The 19,071-nt window shown below is 58.9% G+C and carries 18 protein-coding genes; 5 read left to right on the forward strand and 13 right to left on the reverse strand.

Annotated elements, in window-relative coordinates:
* Nucleotides 1-70 precede the first annotated feature (70 nt).
* Nucleotides 71-628, forward strand: a complete 558-nt coding sequence (locus JNO51_RS16455; protein ID WP_215779458.1) for a hypothetical protein — start codon at nt 71-73, stop codon at nt 626-628.
* Here the strand turns inward: JNO51_RS16455 and JNO51_RS16460 are convergent.
* Nucleotides 613-1,344: a 16S rRNA (uracil(1498)-N(3))-methyltransferase gene (locus JNO51_RS16460; RefSeq protein ID WP_215779460.1), complete on the reverse strand. Its 732-nt coding sequence runs from the start codon at nt 1,342-1,344 to the stop codon at nt 613-615. The genes JNO51_RS16455 and JNO51_RS16460 overlap by 16 nt on opposite strands.
* A gap of 95 nt (nt 1,345-1,439) precedes the next feature.
* Between JNO51_RS16460 and JNO51_RS16465 the strand changes: the two genes are divergently transcribed.
* On the forward strand, nt 1,440-2,231 hold the full coding sequence (locus JNO51_RS16465; RefSeq protein ID WP_215779462.1) for an inositol monophosphatase family protein: 792 nt from the start codon (nt 1,440-1,442) through the stop codon (nt 2,229-2,231).
* Between the two features lie 235 nt (nt 2,232-2,466).
* On the opposite strand, the gene JNO51_RS16470 is transcribed toward JNO51_RS16465, so the two are convergent.
* The 4 genes from JNO51_RS16470 to rarD all read right to left on the reverse strand — a co-directional run bounded on the left by JNO51_RS16470 (nt 2,467) and on the right by rarD (nt 5,867).
* Nucleotides 2,467-2,847: a RidA family protein gene (locus JNO51_RS16470; RefSeq protein ID WP_215779465.1), complete on the reverse strand. Its 381-nt coding sequence runs from the start codon at nt 2,845-2,847 to the stop codon at nt 2,467-2,469.
* Nucleotides 2,848-2,906: 59 nt separating this feature from the next.
* On the reverse strand, nt 2,907-4,229 hold the full coding sequence (locus tag JNO51_RS16475) for a serine dehydratase subunit alpha family protein (protein ID WP_305798422.1): 1,323 nt from the start codon (nt 4,227-4,229) through the stop codon (nt 2,907-2,909).
* Between the two features lie 2 nt (nt 4,230-4,231).
* Nucleotides 4,232-4,864: a transcriptional regulator gene (locus JNO51_RS16480; RefSeq protein WP_215779468.1), complete on the reverse strand. Its 633-nt coding sequence runs from the start codon at nt 4,862-4,864 to the stop codon at nt 4,232-4,234.
* 109 nt (nt 4,865-4,973) lie between these two features.
* Nucleotides 4,974-5,867 (reverse strand): EamA family transporter RarD, encoded by an 894-nt coding sequence (gene rarD, locus JNO51_RS16485; protein WP_215779470.1) that lies wholly within the window; start codon nt 5,865-5,867, stop codon nt 4,974-4,976.
* Nucleotides 5,868-6,135: 268 nt separating this feature from the next.
* On the opposite strand from rarD, the gene JNO51_RS16490 reads away from it, so the two are divergent.
* On the forward strand, nt 6,136-9,612 hold the full coding sequence (locus tag JNO51_RS16490; protein WP_215779473.1) for an indolepyruvate ferredoxin oxidoreductase family protein: 3,477 nt from the start codon (nt 6,136-6,138) through the stop codon (nt 9,610-9,612).
* 51 nt (nt 9,613-9,663) lie between these two features.
* Here the strand turns inward: JNO51_RS16490 and JNO51_RS16495 are convergent, their stop codons facing one another.
* Entirely contained in the window at nt 9,664-9,879 is a 216-nt protein-coding gene (locus JNO51_RS16495; protein ID WP_215779475.1) for a hypothetical protein, read from the reverse strand.
* Nucleotides 9,880-10,000: 121 nt separating this feature from the next.
* On the opposite strand from JNO51_RS16495, the gene JNO51_RS16500 reads away from it, so the two are divergent.
* On the forward strand, nt 10,001-10,489 hold the full coding sequence (locus JNO51_RS16500; protein ID WP_215779478.1) for a GNAT family N-acetyltransferase: 489 nt from the start codon (nt 10,001-10,003) through the stop codon (nt 10,487-10,489).
* Nucleotides 10,490-10,596: 107 nt separating this feature from the next.
* On the opposite strand, the gene pyrI is transcribed toward JNO51_RS16500, so the two are convergent.
* The 4 genes from pyrI to JNO51_RS17575 form a co-directional block, all read right to left on the reverse strand.
* The gene (gene pyrI / locus JNO51_RS16505; protein ID WP_215779480.1) at nt 10,597-11,055 is read right to left on the reverse strand and encodes an aspartate carbamoyltransferase regulatory subunit; all 459 of its coding nucleotides are present in this window, start codon (nt 11,053-11,055) and stop codon (nt 10,597-10,599) included.
* Nucleotides 11,056-11,088: 33 nt separating this feature from the next.
* Nucleotides 11,089-12,009 (reverse strand): aspartate carbamoyltransferase, encoded by a 921-nt coding sequence (gene pyrB / locus JNO51_RS16510; RefSeq protein ID WP_215779483.1) that lies wholly within the window; start codon nt 12,007-12,009, stop codon nt 11,089-11,091.
* 278 nt (nt 12,010-12,287) lie between these two features.
* Nucleotides 12,288-14,363: a methyl-accepting chemotaxis protein gene (locus tag JNO51_RS16515; protein WP_252346126.1), complete on the reverse strand. Its 2,076-nt coding sequence runs from the start codon at nt 14,361-14,363 to the stop codon at nt 12,288-12,290.
* Between the two features lie 150 nt (nt 14,364-14,513).
* Nucleotides 14,514-14,783, reverse strand: coding sequence for a YkgJ family cysteine cluster protein (locus JNO51_RS17575; protein ID WP_371822854.1), 270 nt, complete (start codon nt 14,781-14,783; stop codon nt 14,514-14,516).
* Between the two features lie 127 nt (nt 14,784-14,910).
* Here JNO51_RS17575 and JNO51_RS16520 point away from each other — a divergent pair, with 127 nt between their 5' ends.
* Complete coding sequence (locus tag JNO51_RS16520; protein ID WP_371822855.1) at nt 14,911-16,089, forward strand: HD-GYP domain-containing protein; 1,179 nt, start codon at nt 14,911-14,913, stop codon at nt 16,087-16,089.
* Here JNO51_RS16520 and JNO51_RS16525 read toward each other — a convergent pair.
* Genes JNO51_RS16525 through thiC form a run of 3 tightly spaced genes read right to left on the reverse strand, consistent with a single transcriptional unit; the run spans nt 16,082 to nt 19,036 of the window.
* Nucleotides 16,082-16,438 (reverse strand): nucleotide pyrophosphohydrolase, encoded by a 357-nt coding sequence (locus JNO51_RS16525; RefSeq protein WP_215779487.1) that lies wholly within the window; start codon nt 16,436-16,438, stop codon nt 16,082-16,084. The genes JNO51_RS16520 and JNO51_RS16525 overlap by 8 nt on opposite strands.
* A gap of 58 nt (nt 16,439-16,496) precedes the next feature.
* Nucleotides 16,497-17,105, reverse strand: coding sequence for a glutathione transferase GstA (gene gstA / locus JNO51_RS16530; protein WP_215779489.1), 609 nt, complete (start codon nt 17,103-17,105; stop codon nt 16,497-16,499).
* A gap of 26 nt (nt 17,106-17,131) precedes the next feature.
* Nucleotides 17,132-19,036 (reverse strand): phosphomethylpyrimidine synthase ThiC, encoded by a 1,905-nt coding sequence (gene thiC, locus JNO51_RS16535; protein WP_215779492.1) that lies wholly within the window; start codon nt 19,034-19,036, stop codon nt 17,132-17,134.
* Between the last annotated feature and the right edge of the window lie 35 nt (nt 19,037-19,071).

Here is a 19,071-nt window from a genome sequence, read left to right on the forward strand (position 1 = left end):
GCAGAGAGCCTGTTCTGGCAGCTTGCCCGACAGGCCAACTTCCGATTTACCCGCAGTGGATCCGTCGTACATGGCCAGACCAGACAAAATTTCCCGTTTCCTGCCAATCAGCTTTGCCAACGGCACCAAGGTGCGCCGTTTTGCCAAGCATTGCCCGCGCTGCAACACCATGGTGACTGCCGACACCATGCAGGGCATCGCCGCCCTGCTGGAAAACCGGATTTTCGTCGCCGCCAAGGCGCATTGCCCGGTATGCCAAAAACGCTTTTCCGTGGCCTGCGTCATCACCGACAACCGCCATGTCCACCGCGTGCTGGCTCCCGACTGGCTGTTTTCCCTCTGGCTGCGCATGGCCGTGCGCAACCTGCCGCAGCCGGTCAATCATCATGAGTGGGCACTGCCGGAAGAAGAGGCCCCGGCCCAGCATGGCCTGGTACTCAAGGACAGCGAAGACATCGTGCACTCCGAGGAAATCCTCGGCAAATTCGACGGCATCACCATCTCGAGCTGGATCGAATACCAGGGGCAGCGCTACCACTTCGAGCGGGCCGCCCCTCCGGGCGGGATCAAGCTGGGAGTGGATGAAATCCTGTTCGACGGCAAGCTGATCTATCAGCTCAAGGCGTAATCCCCCCAGACCGTCTGCATCGCCGAAACGGCCGCGAGAGCGGCCGTTTCCGTTCGCAGGATGCGCGGCCCGAGTCGAAGCGGCGTCCAGCCAGCGGCAAGCGCGGCCCCCTCTTCCTCCGGGGTATAACCGCCCTCCGGCCCGGCCATCAGCCAGGCAGAAGCCGGCCGTTGGGCAATGTCCTGCAGGCTGCGTGTACCCAGCGGGGACAGCAACAGCTGCACCGAAGCCGCCTGACGACTAGCCAGCCATTCGCTGACCGTGAGGATCGGCAACACCCGGGGAATCACCGTGCGGCCGCTTTGCTCGCAGGCGGCAATCACGATCTCCTGCCAACGCTGCAGACGCTTGTCGGCACGCTCACCGGCCAGTTTGACCACCGAACGCTGTGCGGCCAGCGGCTGAAACACGCTGACCCCCATTTCCACCCCCTTCTGCAGGGTAAAATCCATGCGATCGCCGCTGGAAATGGCCTGCGCCAGGCCGAGCCAGATCGGTGATTCACGTGAAACAGGATCATGCCGGCTCACCGTGCATTCAGCGTGACGCTTGTCGAGCTGTGTCAAGGTGGCGACATATTCGCCCCCCTGTCCGTTGAACAGCGTCAATGCCTCGCCCTCTCGCAGCCGCAACACCTGGACGTGGCGCACCACGGTTTCGGGCAGTACCACGACACTGTCTTCCGACAGTGGCATATCGACAAAAAACCTTGCCATAACAGCAACAATCCTGTGTTTTGGTTACAATCAGATCATCTTGTGCATTGCGGCAATCCAACACGCCGGGTCGGCCAATTATAAAGGAATCCAGCATGCAGGTTATTGAACAGCTAGGCGATTTGCTGCGCGACATTGCCGCGCAGGAAATCCTGCCGCGTTTCCTCTGCGTCGGCCACACGCGCAAGGATGACGGCAGCCTGCTGACCGATGCGGATCTGGCCTGTCAGGCAGCACTGGAAGCCAGCCTGCCCAGGTTGCTGCCTTACCCGGTGCTGGGCGAGGAAATGACCCGCCAGGAGCAGGATCTGCTCTGGCTGCGCCAGATGGAGGGGCTTTGGGTCGTCGACCCCATTGACGGCACCACCAACTTCATCAACGGCCTGCCGCATTTCGCCATCTCCGTCGCGCTGATGCAAAACGGCCGCAGCACCCTCGGCGCCATCTACAACCCGATGACCCAGGAGCTGTTCTGCGCCGAGCGCGGCGCCGGCGCCACACTCAACGGCACCCCGCTGCCGTTGAAGCAGAAGGCCAATCCGATGTGTGAAGCCATTGCCGGCGTGGATGTCAAATACCTGTGTTCGGCCAGACTGGCCTCCCGCCTCAACAGCGTGGCCCCCTTCGGCAGCCAGCGCAGCATGGGCTCCAGTACGCTGGACTGGTGTTATCTGGCCGCCGGACGCTTCGATGTCTATCTGCACGGCGGCCAGCGTCTGTGGGATTACGCCGCGGGCGCCCTGATCCTGGAAGAAGCGGGCGGCTGTGTTGCCTCGCTGCAGCAGGATGACTTCTGGGCCGACAAACCCTGGAAACGCTCGGTGATCGCGGCGCGCGACGCCGATATGTTCGCCCAGTGGCACCGCTGGGTACGCAACAATCAGTGAACAAACAAAAAACCGCCCGATGGGCGGTTTCAGCTTGCTGACAAACCCTTGTCCGCGCAGCGGACGCCCCCTTGCAGGGCAAGGGCGGGGGGATTGGGAATCGATGATCAGGCTGGAAAATCAGTCAGTTAGTGACAAGGCCCGGCTTTGCCGGGCCCTCCAACCTGTTCGCAAACCACCATTGTCAACAGCCTGAAACCGCCCGATGGGCGGTTTTTTGTTCACCAGACCGGCCTCAGGCGCGTACGGCGATGGCTTCCACTTCTACCAGCACATTTTTCGGCAGGGTTTTCACGGCCACGCAGGAACGAGCCGGGGACTGTTCGCCGAAGTACTCCGCATAGATGGCATTGAAGGCCGCAAAGTCGGCCATGTCAGCCAGGAAGCAGGTGGTCTTCAGTACATTGGCCGGCGTTGTGCCGCCAGCCTTGAGTACGGCGACCAGGTTTTCCAGCGCGCGGCGGCTCTGTTCACTGATGCCGCCGGCAACGATCTCGCCGGTTTTCGGATCCAGCGGGATCTGGCCGGAGGTGAACACCAGCTGACCAAAGGCCGTCCCCTGGGAGTACGGGCCAATTGCCGCCGGGGCGGCATCGGTATGCAAAATCTCTTTCATTGCCATCGTCCTTGTTGAATGAGTTAAAGACCGGCCCCGGAAGGGCCGGACGGTTGAAATCAGGCTGCGCGGTGCTTGTGCATCATGATATGCAAAATCTGCTCGTCGGTCTGTTGCATGCCCTGGCAAGCCAGTTTGCCGAGATTGCTGATCGAGGCATCGACATCCTCGGCCACAATGCCCTCATTGCCGGTCACGCGGGTGCCGTCCAGCGCCATCAGCACCGCCTTCCAGGCGGCAGATACCGAGGTCGACACCTTCATGGCACAGCTATTGGAAGCGCCATCGCAGATCATCCCCGCCAGATCGCCAATCATGCTGGAAATGGCCATGTTCACCGCACGCTCGCCGCCTTCCAGCAGGAAAGCCATGCCGGCAGCGGCCCCCATCGAAGCCGTGGTGACCGCACACAGGGCGGACAACTTGGGCAGTCGGCTGTGGATATACACCGCCATCAGATGCGACAGCGTCAGGGCGCGCAGCAGCTGTTCATGGCTGGCACCAACGTGCTCGGCCACTACCACCACCGGCATGGTGGCGGCGATCCCCTGGTTGCCGGAACCCGAGTTGCTCATCGCCGGCAGGGTGGCGCCCCCCATGCGGGCATCCGACGCAGCCGTGGTTCGGGTCAGGATCTCGGTCATCAGCCCTTCCGGCATCAGGCCGGATTGGCTCTGACGCTTGAGCGTGGCACCGATATGCAGGCCGTAATCACCGCTCATACCCTCATTGGACAGGGCATCGTTCAGCTGGGCCGCTTCGGCCAGAAAATCGATCTGATCCAGCGGGACCGCCATGGCAAACTCGTAGACATCACGTGCCGTCGCGCCTGTCAGGTCATAGGCAGCCGCAGCATCCCCAGACTGTTCATCGGCAGCGAACAGCACCTGTCCGTTGCGCTCGATGCGTACCACATTGGTATGGGCATCGGCGATGCAGACGCGAACGCGGTCCTCACCGGCCATGACCAGCGCTTCCGAGTAGAGAATATTCGGCACATCAGCAACGCCGATACTGACCTTGTGCTCGGCAATCATGGTCTTGGCGGCGGCAACCTGTGCCTCGGTCAATCCCTTGAGCACCTGCAGGCGTCCATCCGGATTGCCGCCGATCGAGCCGACCGCGGCGGCGATCAGCAGGCCGACCGTGCCGGTGCCCGGTACGGTGACCCCCATGCCGTTTTTCATCAGATTGGCGGAGACTCGCGCTTCAATCCGCTCGGCCGGGCGTCCCAGTTCACGGGTGGCAATGGCTGCCGCCAGCGCCAGCGAAACCGGTTCGGTACAACCCAGTGCCGGCACGACTTCCTGATGCAGCGCCTTCAGATATTCCGTCCACAGTTTGTTGGTCGGTTGGAGAGACGTGCTTGCTTGCATTGTCATGTTCATTCCCTGCTCAGCTTCAGATAGCGGTACAAGGTCGGCTCGGAAATATCCAGCGCCTGTGCCGCGCGGGCGACAAACCCGCGGATGGAAAACAGCCCGCGCCGGTCAAACTCCAGCACGACCCGTGATTTTTCTTCCGGAGACAGCCGCTGTGGCTCCACCTCGAACTGATCCAGCACCTCGTTCATGATGTCGACGCCGACATCGTCTACCGAGGCCGACAGATTCTCCTGGTGCCGCTCCTGCGACAAGTCTGCCGGCAACAAGGCCTGCACGGCTTCCAGCGCCCGCTGGTAGCGACTGTCATCGGCATTGACGCAAAACATCGACCGCACCCGCCCCTGCTCGTCCTTGAACACCAGGGTCGATGAGCGCAGCGAGGTGCCGCCTGCCGTCTTGCTGCGGTAATTAATGCGGTAATCACCACCGTCCGGACCGCTGCACTCCTGTGCCATGCGCAACGCCAGATCGGTGGCCGGTGCCCCGACATCGCGGCCGGAGATGCGGCCATGGCGGATGATGCGCAGGGACGCTGCCGGGTCGGACAGGTCATGAATGGCAATTTCGCAATCCGGCCCCAGCAGGGCGGACACGAAATCGGCCAGTACTTCGGCGTCGACGGTCAGTTTCATGTCAGCGTAAAAGAAAAATCCTCGTGATGAGATTATATTTATCATCACGAGGATTTTTCAGTCAATTGCAGCTTGCATGATCCTGCGCAAGCTTATGACAAGCGGGCGGTCAGCGTTGACGCAACAGGCTGCGCAGGCTGGCCAGTGAGTACAGCAGCAGGGCCGTCCAGATCAGGGCAAAACCGATGGCGCGCGTCTGATCGAACGCTTCGTGATACATCACCACCCCCAGCAAGAGTTGCAGGGTCGGGCTGATGTACTGGATGACCCCCAGGGTGGCCAGCTTCAGCCGTCGTGCCCCGTTGGCAAACAATAGCAGCGGTACCGCCGTGACAATACCGGCACCGGCCAGCATCAGGTTCTGCCAGGCAGGCAGATGACCAAAATCCCCCTGTCCGTGGCTCTCCAGCCAGAGCAGCCAGGCCAGGGCGAGCGGTGCCAGCAGGAAAGTCTCCAGTGCCAGTCCTTCCAGCGAAGGCAGGGGGGCCCGCTTGCGCATCAGCCCATACAGACCGAAGGTGGTGGCCAGCCCCAGCGCCACCCAGGGTACGGTCCCCAGTTGCAGGGTCAGCCACAATACCCCCGCGCCGGCCAGTGCAACGGCCAGCTGCTGCAGGCGGCCCAGTCGCTCGCCCAGCACCAGTCGGCCCAGCAATACGTTGACCAGCGGATTGATGAAATAGCCCAGACTGGATTCGACGATATGGCCCGAGTTGACGGCCCAGATATACAGCAGCCAGTTGCCGGACAACATCAGCGAAGACAACACAAATACCCCGAGCTTTTGCGGTGCCTGCCGGAAGGGCTGCAGCCACTCCCATTGACGACGCACCCCGAGCAGGATCAGCACAAACAGCGCCGACCAGACCAGTCGGTGACAGAGAATTTGCAGCGGGTCGATGTGGTGCAGCGGTTTCCAGTAAAGCGGGAACAGGCCCCAGCACAGGTAGGCACCGATGGCATACAGCACGCCCTGGCTGTGCCCGGCAGATTTGGCAGACATCTGAACTTTCACTTGCTAGAGAATCCACACAGCTTACCCGCAAGCCCATGCCTCGCCCACCCTTTTTCTGTCACCTGCTGGTCAGCAGCGCAATCACCGACTATTTTACTTTTCTATGTTTTGACGTTTACGTGAACGTAAACTATATTCTGCCAACACCGTCATGCCGAACTACAAATAAATTATCGCTGCTCACAAGGCATCTCCCGGCACCAGGATCTACCGATCTGTCCGTGTCGGGCACAGGCGAATATATGGAGGAGAAACCATGTCGATCCGGCATCGTGCGCTAGAAGAAAAATACACCGCACCCACCGGTCAGGTTCTGATGAGCGGCATCCAGGCGCTGGTGCGCCTGCCCATGCTGCAGCAGGATCGGGACCGGGCACAGGGACTGAATACCGCCGGCTATGTCACCGGCTATCGTGGTTCGCCGCTGGGGGGCGTCGACCAGAGCATGCAGAAGGCCGAGGCGCACCTGAAAGCCCACAATGTGGTGTTTCATCCGGGGCTGAACGAGGATCTGGCCGCAACGGCGGTCTGGGGCACACAGCAGGTCAACCTGTTCCCCGGCGCCAAGTACGATGGCGTCTATGCCATGTGGTACGGCAAGGGACCGGGCGTAGACCGTTCAGGCGACGTCCTCAAGCATGGCAATGCCGCCGGCACCAGCAAGCATGGTGGTGTGCTGATCATTGCCGGCGATGATCATGCCGCCAAGTCGTCCACCTTCCCGCATCAGTCGGATCACGCCCTGGCTGCCTCGATGATCCCGGTACTCAGCCCGTCCGGCGTGCAGGAAGTGATCGACTTTGGCCTGCATGGCTGGGCGATGAGTCGCTACAGCGGTTGCTGGGTGGCGATCAAGGCCATCAGCGACACCATCGAGAGTTCCGCCGTGGTGGACATCTCACCGGAACGGATCCAGATCCAGTACCCGCAGGATGTCGACATGCCGGAGGACGGACTGAACATCCGCTGGCCCGACCCGCCGCTGGTGCAGGAAAAACGTCTGTTGCACCACCGGCTGTATGCCGCCCTGGCCTATGCGCGCGCCAATCATCTCAATCGTGTGGTACTGGATGCGCCTGAGGCACGTCTGGGCATTATCACCACCGGCAAATCCTACCTCGACGTCATGCAGGCACTGGATGATCTGGGCATTGATGAATCGCTGGCAGCCGAAATCGGTCTGCGCATCTTCAAGGTCGGCATGGTCTGGCCGCTGGAACCGGAAGGCGTGCGCCATTTTGCCGAAGGGCTGGAAGAAATCCTGGTGGTGGAAGAAAAACGCCAGGTGATCGAATACCAGTTGAAGGAGCAGCTGTACAACTGGCGCGAGGATGTGCGTCCGCGCGTTGTCGGCAAGTTTGCCGAAAAGGGGGAATGGGCGCTGCCACATGGCGACTGGCTGCTGCCGGCCGCCGGCGAACTGACACCGGCCATCATCGCCCGTGCCATTGCCAACCGGCTGGCCACGGTATTCGACAGCCCGGTGATGCACGAGCGGCTGAAATTCTATGAAGAGAAGGAAACCCAGCTGGGACAGAAGCGCGACAGCCTGCCACGGGTGCCACACTACTGTTCCGGCTGTCCGCACAATATCTCCACCAAGGTGCCGGAAGGCAGTCGCGCCCTCGCCGGGATTGGCTGCCATTACATGTCGTTGTGGATTGAGCCGCATACCCAGACCTTCTCGCAGATGGGCGGCGAAGGGGTGCCCTGGATCGGTCAGGCACCGTTTACCGAAACCCCGCATGTCTTTGCCAACCTGGGTGACGGCACCTACTTCCACTCCGGTCTGCTGGCCATCCGCGCAGCCGTGTCAGCGAAGGTCAACATCACCTACAAGCTGCTTTACAACGACGCCGTGGCCATGACCGGTGGCCAGCATGTCGACGGTCCGCTGGATGTGGCGACCATCACGCGTCAGCTGCATGCCGAGGGCGTGGCGCGCATCGTCATCAGCAGCGATGCCCCGGAAAAATACCGCGGCATGGCCGGGCTGGCGCCCGGGGTCGAGGTGTACCACCGGCGCGAACTGCAGCGCTTGCAGACCGAGCTGCGTACGGTCAGCGGTACCACCATCCTGATTCACGAACAGACCTGTGCTGCCGAGAAACGCCGGCGGCGCAAGCGCGGCGAGCTGGTGGATCCACAACGTCGTGCCTATATCAATGCCCGCGTCTGCGAAGGCTGCGGCGACTGCTCCAACAAGTCAGGCTGTCTGTCCATCCTGCCGCTGGAGACCCCGCTGGGCCGCAAACGCAAGATCGACCAGTCAAGCTGCAACAAGGACTTCTCCTGTCAGGAGGGATTCTGTCCCAGCTTCGTCACGGTGGAAGGCGGCAAGCTGCGCACGGCGGCACGCGAGCTGAAGGGAGAACTGGCGCAGATGCCCGCGCTGCCCTCGCCTGCCCTGCCAGCGCTCGATCAGCCCTACTCCATCATGGTGACCGGCATTGGCGGTACCGGGGTGGTCACCATTGGTCAGGTCCTTGGCATGGCTGCCCACCTGGACGATATGGGCGTCACAGTGCTGGACATGGCCGGTCTGGCACAGAAAGGGGGGTCGGTCTGGTCGCATGTACGCATTGCGCGTAATCAGCAGTCCCTGCACGCCGTACGCATCGCGGCAGGAGATGCCAACCTGGTTCTTGGCTGTGATCTGGTGGTCACCGCGTCGGAAGAAGCGCTGGCCAAGATGCGCGAAGGCTTCTCGCATGTCGTGGTCAACAATTACGAGGCACCCACCAGCGCCTTCCTGACCCAGCCCGATCTGCGCTTCCCGGCCCAGGCGATGAAACAGACCATCCAGCAATCGGTGGGCACCGCGCGCTATGCCGAAGTGAATGCCACCCGGCTGGCCACAGCGCTGCTCAACGATGCGCTGGCAAGCAATATGTTCATGCTGGGCTTTGCCTGGCAGCGCGGCCTGGTACCGGTCAGTGAAGAAGCCATCCTGGAAGCTATCCGTCTCAATGGTGCGGCGGTTGAGTTCAACCGCCAGGCCTTCCTGTGGGGACGACACACCGCGCATGATCCGGCGCGCGTCGAGTCGCTGCTGACCAATAACAGCATCATCCAGTTTGTTCCACGTGAAACCGTCGAAGGCATTGTGCATCAGCGCAGCCAGATGCTGCTGGCCTATCAGAATGGCAAGCTGGCTGCACGATACCGCAAGCTGGTGGAACGGGTACGTGAAGCCGAGTCGCGGCTGACCCCCAACCGCTCGCCGCTGACCCTGGCCGTGGCCAAGACTTACGCACAGCTGCTTGCCTACAAGGACGAGTTCGAGGTGGCGCGGCTTTACTCCGACGGTGAGTTCCTCAGTGAAATCCGCAGCGCCTTCGAAGGGGATGTCCGGCTGCACTTTCACCTTGGTCCGAGCTGGATGACGCATGGCAAGGCGACCAAGAAGACGCTCGGGCCCTGGGCACTCAAAGCCATGCGTTTGCTGGCCGCCATGCGATTCCTGCGCGGCACGGCGCTGGATCCGTTTGCCTGGCAGACCGATCGCAAGCTGGAACGACAATGGATTGGCGAGTTCGAGCAGATGGTGGAACAGCTGATTCATGGCTTGACGGCAGATAATCTGCCGCAGGCGATCGAGCTGGTGACACTGTGGCAGGGCGTGCGCGGCTTTGGCCACATCAAGGCCGGTAATTATCAGCACGCCCGCCAGGCGATCGATCCGCTACTGGCACAATTCCTGGCCATTCGCCAAAAGCGCCAGGTAGCCTGATGGCTGCCTGATCCTGGTGCGGATTCCCGGTTTTGGGGAATCCGCACCATCTCAAGGCTTGCCGATGCTGAGGATACGCGCGGATTCCAGCGCATCATCCGCTTCGGTCGATTCGTTCTGCCACACCCAGACATCATTGGCGGCATCATAGGCTTCCACCAGCCACAACGCCCCGCCAATCAATCGGGCACGGGTCGGATGGCGAAAGTTGAACATCACCAGATCACTGGTTTTTACGGGCTCCACCGGCTTGGGCTTGGTTCTCATGGCATCGCTCCTGTCAGGTTGCGGTCACTTGTGTACAGCAAGCGCCGTGCCAGCCAGGTCCTTTTTGACAAGCCCGGGTCAGACCCCTAGCATCCACGGTATGCCATCTGCCGAGAACACCATGTTGATCCGCCCTGCCACCGAAGACGATCTGCCTGCCATCCTGACCATTTTCAACGAAGTCATCCGCCATTCCACGGCCATCTACCTCGATCATCCGGTCGAACTGGCCGAACGGCGCGACTGGTTCAGTGCTCGCCGGCAAGCCGGTTATCCGGTGCTGGTCGCCGAGCAGGATCACGAGATTGTCGGTTACGCCAGTTTCGGCGATTTTCGCAGCTATCCCGGTTACCGCTTTACCGTCGAGCACAGTGTGCATCTTGCACCGGCAGCACGGGGACAGGGTATCGGTCGCCAGTTGGTGGAGGCCTTGATCCCGCTGGCTCAGTCACTGGGCAAGCATGTGATGGTCGGTGCGATCGACGCGGCCAATGAGGGGTCGATCCGCTTTCACCAGCGGCTGGGGTTTGCCGAAGTCGCGCGCATGCCGGAAGTCGGCTTCAAGTTCGGCCGCTGGCTGGATCTGGTGCTGATGCAAAAAACGCTTTAGCGCCGCGCAGAAATGCGAAAAGCGCCACGGAATCCGTGGCGCTTTTCATTTTTTTTGCTGTCGAGGCAGCTTTTTTCTTGCAGTTTCTATTTCACCCTTTGTACGACTTAGCGCACTTCTACAACAATATCCTTACTAAATACCTTTTCGCAATACTTGCATTTCATTTTTGTGTCATGACCATGGGCTTTTACATAGAAAAAGCTCTCGACCGGCTCATTATGTGAGATGCAATTGGAGTTGGGGCAGGCAAAAATGCCCTGAATCGTCTCCGGAAGCTCAAGTTGATGCTTTTTGACGACCTCGAAATTTTCAATGACATTCACGGTCGCCTTGGGAGCAAACAGTGCCAGTTCATTGGCCTGGTCTTCAGTCAGCGCAATGTTTTCCACCTTGATCAGGTCTTTGCTGCCCATGTGACGCGATGACAGGTTCAGGCCGACCGTTACGCGCTCGCCGGTTTCCGCCAGGCGGAACAGTCGCAAAATCTTCAAGCCCTGACCAGCCGGGATGTGGTCGATGACGGTGCCTTCTTTCAGGGCTTCTACAGTACGGGTGTATTGCATGATCAATCCTTGTTCGTTGTTCGTTGCAGCCGCTCAGACGGTTTCATTCAACACCAGCGCCAGCAGTGCCTGACGGGCATAGACACCATTTTCTGCCTGTTCGAAGTAATAGGCATACGGCGTGGCATCGACATCGACGTCAATTTCGTCGACGCGCGGCAAGGGATGCAGGATTTTCAGGTTCTCGCGCGCATGGCGCAGCATGTCGGCGTGCAGGATGAACTTGCCCTGGATTTTCTTGAACTCGGCTTCGTCAAAGCGCTCGCGCTGTACACGGGTCATGTACAGGATGTCGCTTTGCGGAATGACCTCTTCCAGGCTGGAAGCCAGGGTATAGGAGATGCCCTTCTCGTCCAGTTCTTCGCAGATATAGTCCGGCATGGCCAGGGCTTCCGGGGCCACGAAGTAGAAGCGGCAGTTGAACAGCGACAGCGCCTGGGTCAGCGAATGAACGGTACGGCCATACTTCAGGTCCCCGACGAAGGTGACCGTCAGATCGTGCAGTTTCCCCTGGGTCTCGTTGATCGAGAACAGGTCGAGCAAGGTCTGCGTCGGATGCTGGTTGGAGCCGTCCCCGCCGTTGATGATCGGCACAGCGGAGAATTCGCTGGCCAGGCGGGCGGCACCTTCGCGCGGATGGCGCATCACCACGGCATCACTGTACGAGGCAATGATCTTCATCGAATCGGCCAGGGTCTCGCCCTTGCGCGCCGAGGTATTGCCACCATCGGCAAAACCGATGATGCGTCCACCCAACCGCTGGACCGCCGTTTCGAACGACAGACGGGTTCGCGTAGAGGGTTCGAAGAAGCAGCTGGCAATCAGCTTGTCCTTGAGCAGATCGTTACGCGGTGTCGCCTTGAGGCGTGCAGCAGTCTCCACGACAAGTTCCAGCTCTTCACGGCTAAAGTCAGGAATGGAAATGATGTTTTTCCGGTAAAGCGGGTTGGCCATGGTCGTGTCCTTGTATTTATTTGTAATTTCTTCAGATAAAAAAAAAGCCCCTGAGAACAGGAGCTTTTTCAAAAACGGGTTATCGGAAAGGGACGTCGGGCCATGGCACCAGAAGACTGGCGGCCGCGGCGTCGATTGGCCTTGCTACGGGCAAAAAACATCATTCACATCCCTTCCGAACAAACTTTCAGATTATAACCTGATTTTTTGCCATACGGGAAGAAGGTGGCAAAAAAAAAGCGCAGCGAATTCGCTGCGCTTTTTCTGAACGGTGATGCTCAAAGCTTGAAGTTGCTCACCAGACGTTCGAGGTTGGCCGACAACTCGCGCAGGCGCAGTACCGAAGACGACACTTCATGCACCACCTGGCTGTTGGACTGGGCCATATTGCTGATGCGTTCGACGTTTTGCGCGATTTCACTGCTGGCATTGGACTGTTCGCGTGTCGAGGCGGCAATGTCGGCGATACTGGTGGCCAGGTCCTGGCTGCACTGCAGCACGCTGCGCATGGCTTCATTGGCCTCTTCCGCCACCTTGACACTCATATCGACCCGGCCACGCGTGCCGGAGACATCATTGACGGCATCGCGGGTCTCGCTGCCGATGGTGGTCACAATGCGGGAGATCTCGACCGTTGCTTCCGCCGAACGCCCGGCCAGCTTGCGCACCTCATCGGCCACCACGGCAAAACCGCGGCCCATCTCGCCGGCACGAGCCGCTTCGATAGCCGCATTCAAGGCCAGCAAATTGGTCTGATCCGCAATGTCCTTGATCACGTTGATGATCGAGGACACTTCTTCGGAACGTGCACCCAGGCTATTGATACGCTCAGCCAGACCATGCATGTTCTGGTTCATTTTCTGGATTTCGCTGGTCACCTGCGCCACGGTCGACACACTGTGCTCGGTCAGTTCGCCGGTCTGACGTGCCAGGTTTTCGGCTTCCTTGGCGGTATCAGCAATGTGATGCACGCTGACCGTCACCTGCTCGACCCCGGCTGCGGTCGCGCTGGCCGCATCGGACTGGACCGACGAGGCCTGTTCCACCTGCTCGGCAGAATCCGCCAGATGGGTAGCGGCCTGACTGACAGCCAGACTCTGGTTGCGGATCTCGCCGAACATCTCCGACAAGGACTGCATGAACTGGTTGAAGGCTGCGGCAGACCGGCCGATTTCATCGTTATTGCTGATATTGATACGTACCGTCAGGTCCCCCTTGCCGGAAGCCAGCTGTTCCATATTGGCTGCCATACGATCCAGCGGACGCGTCAGGGTGCGGGTCAGACCGGCCAGCAACAGGATGATGGCCAGCAGGGCGATCACACCGATGCCGGCGGCAAGCTGGCTCTGGTGCAATGCCGGCGCGGTAATGGCCGAGGTCGGCACACTGACGCCCAGCGCCCAGAACTGCCCGGTATCCGCGACCTTCACCGGCTGGAAGAAGTGGGTATAGCCATCCGACTCATAAACAAACGGCTGACCACCCTTGATCTTGTCGAGATGGCCTGCCAGCGGATCCTCCTTCTCGACCGCTTTGCCCAGCACTTCTGCCTTCGGGTTGACCACATACAGCCCCCCCTCGGAGATCATGCGTACAAAACCGGTGTCGTAGGGATGAATCTGACTGAAGCGCTGTTGCAGATCACTCAGGGCGACGTCGGTGGCCGAAACGCCGAGGAATTTGCCGCTGGCATCCTTGATGGCCACGGCCAAAGAGCTTTCCAGTATCTTCTTGCCCTGCACTTCGTAGGGATAGGGTTCGGTGATGGTGTCGCGATTGCGCGTCTTCGGCACCATGTAAAAATCCCCCCAGCCCGATTTTTCATACGGCGGGGAATAGCTGTCCGGCGTATCTTTCAGCTTGTCCAGTTCCTTGAGGTAATCACCGGACAACATGGTATCGATCTGGGCCTTGCCCTGCGCATTGCGGGTGAAGTACGGGGTATAGCGGCCGGTCAGGTCTTCATAGGGCTTGTTGAAACGGAAGGCCTTGTCATTGCCATCCATGGCATTGGGTTCCCACAACATCCACAGACCCACCGACTGTGGCGCATTGTCGAGCAACTCCAGATGCATGTTATCCACCATCTTGCGCTCGGGCATACCGCCGCGCTTGATACCCAAAACCGCCTGAGCCAGATGTTTCGGCAATGCATAGCCGACACGGAAATCCGCTTCTGTCGAATCCGCCAGGTTACGCGCCTGGCTTTGCGCCAGCTGATAACCCATATCGACTGCATTGCGATAGCTGAGCCACGAGATCAAACCAATCATGATGATGAAGGCTGCCGCAACGGCCAGACCTGTCACGACGGTGATTCGGGTGCTGAGGTGACCCCATTTTTTATCTGACATTATTCCCCCCGTGCTTCTCTTTATCACTTCGTTATTAGAAAAATATGTGTTGGCAGCGATGATTGCCAAACTATTTTGTTGTTCTTTTTAGATACATCATTCTCACAAGCTACTCGCCCTGTTTAAACCAGGCAATGCATGCCCGCAACCTCAGCGAGTGTAATTTTCCAGTTGTGTCAGCCACTGGATGGCCTCTTCACGATTTTGGCCGCACATTTCCCGACTTGGCTGCAAACTGGCACAAACGGCCGGTCTGAGCGGTGAGTCGAAAATCTTGCAGCCATAGTCATGATCCAGCTGAATACAGGGTATGCTGGCCGGCTTGCCCTCCGGCATACCCGGGATTGCCGAACTGATGGAGGGCGCAATACAGCAGGCGCCACAGGCTGGTCGGCTGTTCACTTCTTCTAATTTATTCATATGTCTTATGACAATTTCCAGCAGACTTCACAAACGGGTCAGATAGACACTAAGATGAGACAAATACCCGTCTGATGGCCTGGCCACGATGATCAAATGTATCAATATTTCTGACCTCAAGGTCGGAATGTTCATTCACGATCTCAACTGCGACTGGATGTCTCATCCTTTCCTGAGAAATCGCTTTGTTGTCGCGCACGAAAGTGAAATCCGCAAAATCGCTGAATCCGGCATTCACGAAGTGTATATCGACACGTCAAAAGGCTTGGATGTCGTGCATGCCCCCACGCTGCAAGAGGTCAAAGCGCAGCTGGAAAGCGAAATGCGGGAAATTGGCGTGGAAGCGGCGCCGGCCAGCGAAAAACGCGCAACCGCCACGGAAGAATTCGGTCGGGCCAGGATGGTCCATGAAGAGGCACACCAGATCATCCATGGCATCCTGCACGATGTCCGTCTGGGCAAACAGGTCGATCTGGAACTGGTCACCCCCTCGGTGGAAAAAATGACCAGCTCGATTTTGCGCAATGACGGTGCCTTGCTGGCGCTGTGCCGCATCAAGGACAAGGATAACTATACCTTTCAGCATTCAGTCAGCGTGGGGGCGCTGATGGTCACTTTCTGCAATGCGATGAATATGGGCAAGGAAGTGATTCACCAGGCCGGCATTGGCGGCATGTTGCACGATATCGGCAAGATGAAGATTCCCGATGCCATCCTCAACAAGCCGGACAGGCTGACCGAGCGCGAATTCGCCGTGATGAAATGCCACGTCGTCGAAAGCAAGGCCATTCTCTCCCAGGCACGTGGCATCACCCAGACCTCCATTACCGTCGCGGCACAGCACCACGAGCGTCACGATGGCAGCGGCTACCCGGAAGGCCTGAAAGGCCATGAAATTTCTCAATTAGGTCAGATGGCTGCCATTGTCGATGTCTATGATGCACTGACATCCGATCGCTGCTATCACAAGGGCATGCCACCGACCGATGCCCTGCGCAAAATCTATGAATGGTCCAAATTTCACTTCAATCCGGATCTGGTACAAGCCTTCATGCGCACCATCGGCATCTATCCGGTCGGTACGCTGGTCAGACTGGAAAGCGGACGACTGGGGGTCGTCGTTGAACAGAACGAAAAGAATCTGGTCTCGCCCAAGGTCAAGGTCTTTTTCAGTCTGAAGAGCAATGCCCACATCCCGCCGGAAATTGTCGACCTGTCGCGCAGCATGGGACATGGTGGCGCCGACAAAATCGTGCGGCATGAATCACCGGAGAAACTGCGTCTTGATCCGCTGAAATTCATTTGAGTGCCAGCGACGTCCCGGGCACCGGATACTTCAGGGCATTTTTCTCCATCTTGTTGCGTACTGCCTGGTCCAGATCGATCTTCATGACCCCTGCCAGGCGGACCAGATACAACAACACATCCGCCACTTCTTCCTGCAGATGCTGATAGCGCGCCGGGTCATCGACCGGCATGTTCAGCACCTGTTCATCCGTTTGCCACTGGAAAATCTCCGCCAGCTCACCGACTTCTCCCGTCAGGGCCAGCATCAGATTGCGGGCAGTATGAAAGCGTTGCCAATCACGTTGATCGGCAAAATGCTGCAGGGCCTCCAGCAAGGCAGAGACCTCAATCAGAGGGGTTTGATTCATAGCGGTTTCACGTGAAACGCCCGGTCAGCCAGATACGGCTCACCGGGCGCGGAGTGGATCAACTCAGACCTTCATCCAGCAAGACTTTTTGCACCATCGGCCGTTGGGCAATACGTTGCTGGTAAGCCTGCAGCACCGGCCAGCGATCCAGCGGCAGCTTGACGTAATGGCACCAGCGCAGGCAGGTGAACAGATAACCGTCCGCCACACTGAAAGCAGGCAGCAAGGTTTCCTGACGTGACAGATGTTCGGCAACAAAATCCAGCCGCTTGCCCAGTCGCTCCAGGGCCATCTGCCGCACCGGCTCAGGCGTATCCGGCGAAAAGAGCGGACCAAAAGACTTGTGTACTTCGCTGCCGATGTAATTCAGCCACTCCTGCAAGCGGTAGCGCGCCATGGTGCCATTGGCCGGTGCCAGTTGCTTTTCCGGTACCTGGTCGGCGATGTACTGCACGATGGCGGCCCCTTCAGTCAGCAGTTCACCATTGTCGAGCAACAGTGCCGGCACACTGCCCTTCGGATTGATGGCCTGAAAGGGCTGTCCACTGGCGGTGACATGCGGCTGGGCACGAATGTCGACTTTCTCGATCTGGTACACCAAACCCGATTCTGCCAGTGCAATGTGCACAGACAGAGAACATGCACCGGGTGCGTAATACAGTTTCATGGGTTTCCTCCTGTTGGCGGACAAGCTCAGACTTTGTCGTACAGTTTACTCCCGGAAGCGACAAACTCGATGGCTTTGCTTTGCATGCCCTGCTGCAGCGCCGATTCGGCAGCAATACCCTGGCGATCCGCATAGGCGCGCACATCCTGGGTAATCTTCATCGAGCAGAACTGTGGTCCGCACATTGAGCAGAAATGGGCCACTTTGGCACTCTCCTTGGGCAGGGTCTGATCATGGAATGATCTGGCGCGATCGGGATCGAGCCCCAGATTGAATTGATCTTCCCAGCGGAATTCAAAGCGGGCTTTCGACAGCGCATTATCACGGATCTGTGCGCCGGGATGTCCCTTGGCCAGATCCGCCGCATGTGCTGCCAGCTTGTAGGTGATGATGCCCTCCTTGACGTCATGGCGATCCGGCAGGCCGAGGTGCTCCTTGGGCGTGACGTAGCACAGCATCGCCGTCCCATACCAGCCGATCTGCGCCGCCCCAATGGCCGAGGTGATGTGGTCATAGCCCGGTGCAATGTCGGTGGTCAGCGGCCCCAGGGTGTAGAACGGTGCCTCGTGACACCAGTCCAGTTCCTTGTCCATGTTTTCCTTGATCAGTTGCATCGGCACATGGCCGGGCCCTTCGATCATCACCTGAACATCATGACGCCAGGCAATCTGCGTCAATTCACCCAGCGTCTTCAACTCAGCGAGCTGTGCTTCATCATTGGCATCGAAAATCGACCCCGGACGCAAGCCGTCGCCCAGAGAAATCGCCACATCATACTGGGCGAGAAGCTGGCACAGCTCGTCGAAATGCGTGTAGATGAAATTTTCCTGATGATGAGCCAGACACCATTTCGCCATAATCGATCCACCTCGCGAGACGATGCCGGTCAGGCGATTGGCCGTCAGCGGTACATAGCGCAGCAGCACCCCGGCATGCAGCGTGAAATAGTCCACCCCCTGCTCGGCCTGTTCGATCAGTGTATCGCGCAGAATTTCCCAGCTCAGATCCTCTGCCTTGCCATTCACCTTCTCCAGTGCCTGATAAATCGGCACGGTACCGACCGGCACCGGGCTGTTGCGCAGAATCCATTCCCGGGTTTCATGAATGTTCTTGCCGGTCGACAGATCCATGATGGTGTCCGCCCCCCAGCGAATCCCCCAGGTCATTTTGTCCACTTCGTCGTGAATGGAAGACGACAATGCACTGTTGCCGATATTGCCATTGATCTTCACCAGAAAATGGCGACCAATGATCATCGGCTCACTTTCCGGGTGATTGATGTTGGCCGGAATAATGGCCCGGCCGGCCGCGATTTCCGCGCGGACAAATTCAGGCGTGATGCTTTCCGGCAAACGGGCGCCAAAGCCCTGCCCCGGATGCTGACGCGACAACAGCTTCAGCATGCGCTCCTGTCCTGCCGCCTGCAGGCTCTGCAGATAGTGTTCACGATTGAGGTTTTCCCGAATCGCGACGAACTCCATTTCCGGGGTAATGATGCCACGCCGGGCGTAATGCATTTGAGTCACCCTGGCCCCCTGTCTGGCCCGCAATGGGGTACGTTTCAGATTGAAGCGCAGCGCATCCAGTGACGCATCGGCAGCACGTTGCCGGCTATAAATGCTTCCCAGTTCTTCGACCACTTCGCAATCCTGCCGCTCGGCGATCCATTGTGCCCGCACCGGTGTGAGCCCGTCTTCCAGACTGATTTTCACAGACGGATCGGTATAGGGTCCGCTGGCGTCGTAGACATAGATCGGCGGGTTGGCTTCGCCGCCCAGCTGAGTCGGTGTATCGGCTTGTGAGATTTCCCGCATCGGGACACGCAAATCCGGCCTGCTGCCGCTGACATAGATCTTGCGCGAATTGGGTAAGGGCTGAATGGTGGCCTGGTCGAGTGTAATACGAGATTCAGAATGAGATGGCGCGTTCATCATGCCCTCCATGGCGATGAAACGGCGTGGGGCAT

The organism is Paludibacterium sp. B53371, assembly GCF_018802765.1.
Taxonomy (GTDB): domain Bacteria; phylum Pseudomonadota; class Gammaproteobacteria; order Burkholderiales; family Chromobacteriaceae; genus Paludibacterium.